This window comes from Funiculus sociatus GB2-C1, from assembly GCF_039962115.1.
Classification (GTDB): Bacteria; Cyanobacteriota; Cyanobacteriia; order Cyanobacteriales; family FACHB-T130; genus Funiculus; species Funiculus sociatus.
Genome location: NZ_JAMPKJ010000004.1, coordinates 153,952 through 160,363, shown reverse-complemented (window position 1 = coordinate 160,363; position 6,412 = coordinate 153,952). Strand labels below are relative to the sequence as shown.

3 protein-coding genes are annotated in these 6,412 nt (G+C 49.0%); 2 read left to right on the top strand and 1 reads right to left on the bottom strand.

Annotated elements, in window-relative coordinates; translation table 11 throughout:
- Positions 1 to 118: 118 nt before the first annotated feature.
- Complete coding sequence (locus NDI42_RS03850) at positions 119 to 301, top strand: hypothetical protein (RefSeq protein ID WP_190451452.1); 183 nt, start codon at positions 119 to 121, stop codon at positions 299 to 301.
- Between the two features lie 613 nt (positions 302 to 914).
- Complete coding sequence (locus NDI42_RS03845; RefSeq protein WP_190451450.1) at positions 915 to 4,097, top strand: DUF4347 domain-containing protein; 3,183 nt, start codon at positions 915 to 917, stop codon at positions 4,095 to 4,097.
- A gap of 499 nt (positions 4,098 to 4,596) precedes the next feature.
- On the opposite strand, the gene NDI42_RS03840 is transcribed toward NDI42_RS03845, so the two are convergent.
- Positions 4,597 to 6,183 (bottom strand): glucose-6-phosphate isomerase, encoded by a 1,587-nt coding sequence (locus NDI42_RS03840; protein ID WP_190451448.1) that lies wholly within the window; start codon positions 6,181 to 6,183, stop codon positions 4,597 to 4,599.
- Positions 6,184 to 6,412 lie beyond the last annotated feature (229 nt).

Here is a 6,412-nt window from a genome sequence, read left to right as displayed (position 1 = left end):
GGGGGATGCACGGGTTTTGAGCGATTTTACCGGTTTTTCTGGCATTTGACCAGCTAAGCAGCGCTCACCAACCTAATTAGCGCCGCTTTTTTCTCGTTATTCAGCACGCCCTAAGTAGATGGCGATCGCTCAAAGGGATGTACTGATATCGGTTTTGCAACAGCACCATCACAAAACTCCTGAAGATTACGGTTGGCGGCTCAAACGCCGACTGAGAAGCCGATTGTCAGAGGAATTAGAGGATGTTCGGTGCGATCGCGATCGCGTCATTTTTTCCTATTGGTGGAATTTATCTGAATAGTTGCTACGTTTGAAGCGATCGCCCTTCTCACTTTACCACTGCCAACGACACTGGTAGATGGGGCAGAGTTTTAACCCCTCCATGATGCCATCTAGCCATTTCGCACAATTGTTCAACAGCCATCCTTGCAGCGCTAGTAAGGGCATTGCTGCAAAAATCCTAGCGATAGGATAGCGCCCAATGATTCCCCTTACCAGGTAATTAATACGCCTCCTCTTCTGCCTACCAACGCGCCGCCTTATCCCCTAACTACCTATATTTTCCATGTTGTTCCGTATGTTTACGGTTATTGCCAAAGCCAAAAGTGCTTTACCAATAACTTGAATTACTAATAACCCTAAGTATTTATAATTAAGCACTTATCAGTTTAGATAAAAATCTCAAATCTTCACCTAAACTTTACTAAATAATTCAGCTATTTCAGTAAAGCTTCGGTTTACGCCAAGGAAATGAGCCAGTTAATTTAGGCAAGGGATAAATATTATCAATTGCTCTAAAAGGGCGGATTTATTGAGTTTTTATTGGATTCAGGGCGTTGACAATTGATACTTTTGCAAGTGCAAAAGGATCCCTATTCTGATGTTTAAACAAGATATCTACCAGAAAATCAATCATGCGAAATCTCTGGAATAACTCTTATTCTCAAAATCAAGAACTAAATCCCACTTTTAAGGGTACCAAGAGTGGTGGCAACTCAAGAGAAGTGACTTCTCTCATCTCAGCTTCCCCAAGAAAAGAAATCGTCTTCATTGACTCTACAGTTGAGGACTACCAAAGTCTTGTTGCTGGTGTCAAACCAGAAACCGAGGTAATTATCCTCGGACCTTTGCAGAATGGAGTAGTGCAAATTACACAGGTGTTGGCAAACCGCACCGACATCAGTAGCGTTCATATTGTCTCCCACGGCAGCGAAGGCAATTTGCAACTGGGGTCAACCCTGGTCAATTCTGACAACTTGGAAGCGTACACCAGCTTTTGGGAGCAGTGGACAGGTGCCTTGACAGCTGATGCCGACATTCTCCTGTATGGTTGCGATGTGGCAGCGGGCCAGGTGGGGGAAGCCTTCGTGCAACAGTTGAGTCAGTTGACAAGAGCAGTTTTCGCTGCTTCTACCAACCGTACTGGTAGTGAGGCAAAAGGCGGTGACTGGGAACTAGAATTCACCACTGGAAACATCAAAGCCGATTTGGCATTTGGGCAGTTGGCGAGGGAGGCTTACGGTGCTGTTCTTCCCATCAACCGCCTCTCCGTTGCTAGTGACGGCACTCAAGGGAATGGCTTTTCAGAGTACGCCTCTATTTCCGGTGACGGACGGTACGTGGCGTTTCAGTCTACTGCCAGCAGCTTGGTGAGTGGCGACACTAACAACACTTCCGATATTTTCGTCTACGACCGAGAGACTAACACTACTAGCCGCGTCTCCGTTGCCAGTAATGGCACTCAGGGGAATGACTATTCCTACGACCCGTTTATCTCCGCGGACGGACGTTATGTAGCGTTTGAGTCTCAGGCTAGCACTTTAGTGAGTGGCGATACCTCTGGAAGTGTCGATATTTTCGTCTACGACCGAGAGACTAACACGACTAGCCGCGTTTCCGTTGCCAGTGGCGGCACTTATAAAGGAGGTAACTCTTACGACCCCTCTCTCTCCGGCGATGGGCGCTATGTAGCGTTTTTTTCCAATGCCAGCAACTTGGTGAATGGCGATACCAACAGTCAATCCGATATTTTCGTCCACGACCGAGAGACTAACACGACCAGCCGCGTCTCGATTGCCAGCGACGGCACTCAGGGGAATAACTACTGCTACGAACCCATCATCTCCGCCGATGGACGTTATGTGGCTTTTGCTTCTTTTGCTACCAACTTGGTGAGTGGCGATACTAACACCACTTCCGATGTTTTTGTCCACGACCGAGAAACTAACACGACCCGTCGGATCTCGGTTGCCAATGACGGCACTCAGGGGAACAACTCCTCCCGCAGCCCCTCTATCTCACCTGATGGACGCTATGTGGCGTTTTATTCTAGTGCCAGCAACTTGGTGAGTGGCGATACCAACGGTCAATCCGATATTTTCGTTTACGACCAACAGACCAACACTACCAGCCGTCTCTCAGTTGCCAGCGACGGTACTCAGGGGAATAACTATTCTCTCAATCCTTCCATTTCCGCTGATGGGCGCTACGTAGCATTTAATTCTCTTGCCAGCAACTTGGTGAGTGGCGATACCAATGGTCAAAGGGATATTTTTATCCACGACCGACAGACAGGTACCACCAGTCGCCTCTCCCTCTCTAATGACAGTACTCAGGGGAATACTCACTCAGACTCCCCTTCCCTATCAGCCGATGGACGCTATGTAGCGTTTCATTCTGATGCCAGCACTCTAGTGAGTGGTGATACCAACGGTCAAAAGGATATCTTTGTCGCGGCTAACAACAGCGCCCCCGTACTGGACAACACGGGGAATCCTACCCTAACAACCATCAGCCAAGGTGATGCCAGCAATACTGGCACCCTGGTTTCTGCCCTAATTGCCAGTGGCGCTAACGGCGACCCTATTACCGACTCAGACGCAGGTGCTGTTGAAGGAATTGCCGTCACCGCCGTCAATAATACCAATGGCACCTGGCAATACTCCATTGATGATGGGAATACCTGGAATAACTTTGTGGTGTCCGCCACGAATGCCACAGTTTTGACAGACACCGCAAGCGATCGCATCCGCTTTGTTCCCGGTGCTAAGTATAGCGGTACGGTTACAAACGGCATTACTTTCCGGGCCTGGGATGCTACAGACGGACTTGCTAGCGGCACAACGGGAGTGAATGCGAGTATCAGTGACGGGGCAACGCCTTTCAGCTTCGCTGCTGAGACAGCCAGTATTACTGTCAATCCCCCACCTACTCTCAGAATCATCGGTACCAACGTCATAGAAGGCGACAGCAACACCCCCAACGCCGTTTTCACAGTTCGCCTATCAGCCGCTAGCACCCAATCGGTGACAGTCAACTATGCCACTGTCACCGGGAGTGCTACAGCTGGCTCAGACTACACCGCCACCTCTGGACAACTCATGTTTGCGCCTGGAGAAACTACCGCTACTATCAGCGTCCCGATTCTCAACGACTCCCTAAGCGAAGCGCTGGAATCTTTCAGCGTTAATCTATCCAATCCCACCAACGCCACTATCGCCACTCCAACGGGTACAGCTATGCTCACCGACTTCCTCGTGACTTCGGTTAGCACTACTCTCAGCGCTGGCATTGAAAATCTCTCGCTTGAGGGTGACAGTGCTATTAGTGGGATCGGTAACAATTCTGGCAACCTGATGATTGGGAATGCAGCTAACAACTTCCTGCGAGGAAAAGTTGGGAATGATACTCTCATTGGTGGCGCTGGCAATGACACCCTTGTAGGCAATTACAATAACGATACGCTGTTTGGTGGTACGGGCAATGATTTGCTTAAAGGCGGTAAAGGTGCAGATATCTTTGTCTTTGCCAGCCCTAGCGAAGGGATGGATACCATCGCTGATTTTAATGTTGCTGAGGATACGATCCACGTTTTCAGTGATAACTTTGGTAGCGATTTAGTTACTGGAGCTGTAATTACCGCCCAACAGTTTTGGCTGGGTGCTAGTGCATCTGATAGCAGCGATCGCTTTATCTACAACCAGAGTACGGGTGGTTTGTTCTTTGATGTTGATGGTAAAGGTGGAGCTGGACAAATCCAAATAGCTCAGGTCTCAACTGGCTTAGCGATGACTAATAATGACCTTTTTGTTGTTTGATGCTGATGCCATTAAGGCATTGATTTAGGGCGCAAAAAATTTCGGGGTAATGCTTTTAGCATTACCCCGAAATTTTAGGGTGCAATATTCCTTCTCTAGCTACCTACTGAAGTTTAGAGTCAAGCTAGGTGACTCTTGAGAGCCGAGACTTAGAAATTTGAGTACCTTTTTAACCACAAAATATTTGATTCTATGTTAGCGAGACTGACTTTGTTTCCAACCGGGAGATTTTCCACACCAACCACAGTTCCCAGATGATGAAGGGCATTAAATCACTCCAGCGATCGCCTGTTTTTAGCCTAAACTCCAGGCTGGAACCTCCCCCACAAAAACACTACCACCTCTGAAAAACCTAATCACCCAGTTTTGCCTACGTTAGCGAAGCGGCACGAAGTGCGGGAAGGGGAGCCTGTTGCCCCTCCCCTTGCTCCCGGAGAGGTTGGAGAGAGGGCAAACGAGCTATTTTCCCACCTGAGTCTGGGAACGAGAAAACGAGAAATTAGGTGGCGGAAACCATCAAAGTCGCTGGTTTGGCAAAATTGCCTTCTAAGGCGACACCCCGGTGGTTGGCATGGAGATGCCGCAGGATTTTGTAAATCGCCTCAACTTGATCGGAAGCACCAGCTTTCTGTGCTAATTGGGTAAGAGAGAGGGCAGTGCCTTCTTCCTGTAGAACTTGCAAAACTTGTTTCTGCAAGTCGAGAATGGTGGCGGCAGCTTTTTTACCAGCTTCTACACCTGGTTGGTGATAAGCATTGATATTGACAAGGATTCCATAAAATCCAACAGCCCGCTCATACAATGCAATTAACGCTCCCACCATGCGGGGATTGACTTGCCCAATCGTCACGGTGATAGAATCTCGGTGATTTTCGTAAAGAGCTTGTCGCGTTCCCTGCAAGAAACCGGATAGATAGTCGCCTGATGTGACACTAGGCTCTATTTCTGGGGAGTTGCCAGAGCGATCGCGTAACACTTCAATAAAGGTTAAGAAGAAATTCGGAACCCCATCTCGCAACTGCTGAACATAGGCGTGTTGGTCGGTTGAGCCTTTGTTGCCATAGACGGCGATGCCTTGGTGAACGATATTACCGTCGAGGTCTCTTTCCTTGCCCAAAGATTCCATCACTAGCTGTTGCAGATAGCGGCTGAATAGCAGCAGGCTGTCTTTGTAAGGCAACACCACCATGTCTTTTTCGCCTTTGCCGTTGCCAGCGAAGTACCAGCTGAGGGCAAGCAGCGCCGCTGGGTTTTCTTTCAGCTTGGGGATGCGGGTAGCGGCATCCATTTCTTTTGCACCAGCAAGCATAGCGCGGATGTCGATGCCTTGCAAAGCGGCTGGAACCAACCCCACGGCTGACATTTCCGAAGTTCGTCCTCCCACCCAGTCTTCCATTGGGAAGGTGTCTAACCAGCCTTCTGACTTTGCCTGCTGGTCTAATTTGCTGCCGTCTCCTGTGATGGCGACGGCTTGAGGGGGAAAGTTCAAATTCTGAGCAGCAAAGGCTGTTTGCACCTCAATCATGCCGTTGCGCGGTTCTGGCGTTCCCCCAGATTTGGAGATGACTAAGACTAGGGTGCTGGCTAGTCGGCCTTTGAGTTTGTTGAGGATACTGTCGATACCAGCGGGATCGCTGTTGTCGATGAAGTGAATTGCCAGGGGTGGGAAATCTGGCGCTAGGGCTTCGGCGACAAACTCAGGGCCAAGTGCTGAACCGCCAATGCCAATGGAGATAATGTCGGTAAATTTGGGGGCGTTGGGGGGTTTAATTTCCCCGCTATGGACTTTTTGGGTAAAGGCTTCAATTTTTTCTAAAGTTTTGACAATCTGTTGTTTTATTTCCGGGGTGGGGGCTAAGTCGGGATCGCGCAGCCAGTAGTGTCCGACCATGCGGTTTTCGTCAGGGTTAGCGATCGCGCCTCCCTCCAATTCTGCCATCTCCTTAAACGCCTTCTCAAACCCCGGCTGCATTGATTGGACAAACTCATCATCAAACCGCATCCGGCTGATATCGAGGTAAAATTCTAACCCCTCGTGATAGTAGAGCCAATCCTGGTACCGTTGCCAAAGTGCCACTGCATCCATAAGCGAATCTCACCAAGCGTGTTAGTCAACACAAGTGTAAGGTAAGCGATCGCATTACTTCTGTGCTTACAGTCTAAAATTCGGTATTTGTGCCGAAACAACCCAGAAGTGAAATTCTGAATTTCTTTTCGTCTCTCTAAGAGAAGGGGCTGGGGGCTGGGGACTGACTAGGGACTAGGGACTAGGTAAGAGTCCTTCCAATTCCCAATTCCCAATTCCCAATTCCCAA

Bases quoted from the DNA above. Each gene is read 5' to 3' on its own strand.
- NDI42_RS03845 (WP_190451450.1), top strand. From the start codon at position 915: ATGCGAAATCTCTGGAATAACTCTTATTCTCAAAATCAAGAACTAAAT.
- NDI42_RS03840 (WP_190451448.1), bottom strand. From the start codon at position 6,183: ATGGATGCAGTGGCACTTTGGCAACGGTACCAGGATTGGCTCTACTAT.
- NDI42_RS03850 (WP_190451452.1), top strand. From the start codon at position 119: ATGGCGATCGCTCAAAGGGATGTACTGATATCGGTTTTGCAACAGCAC.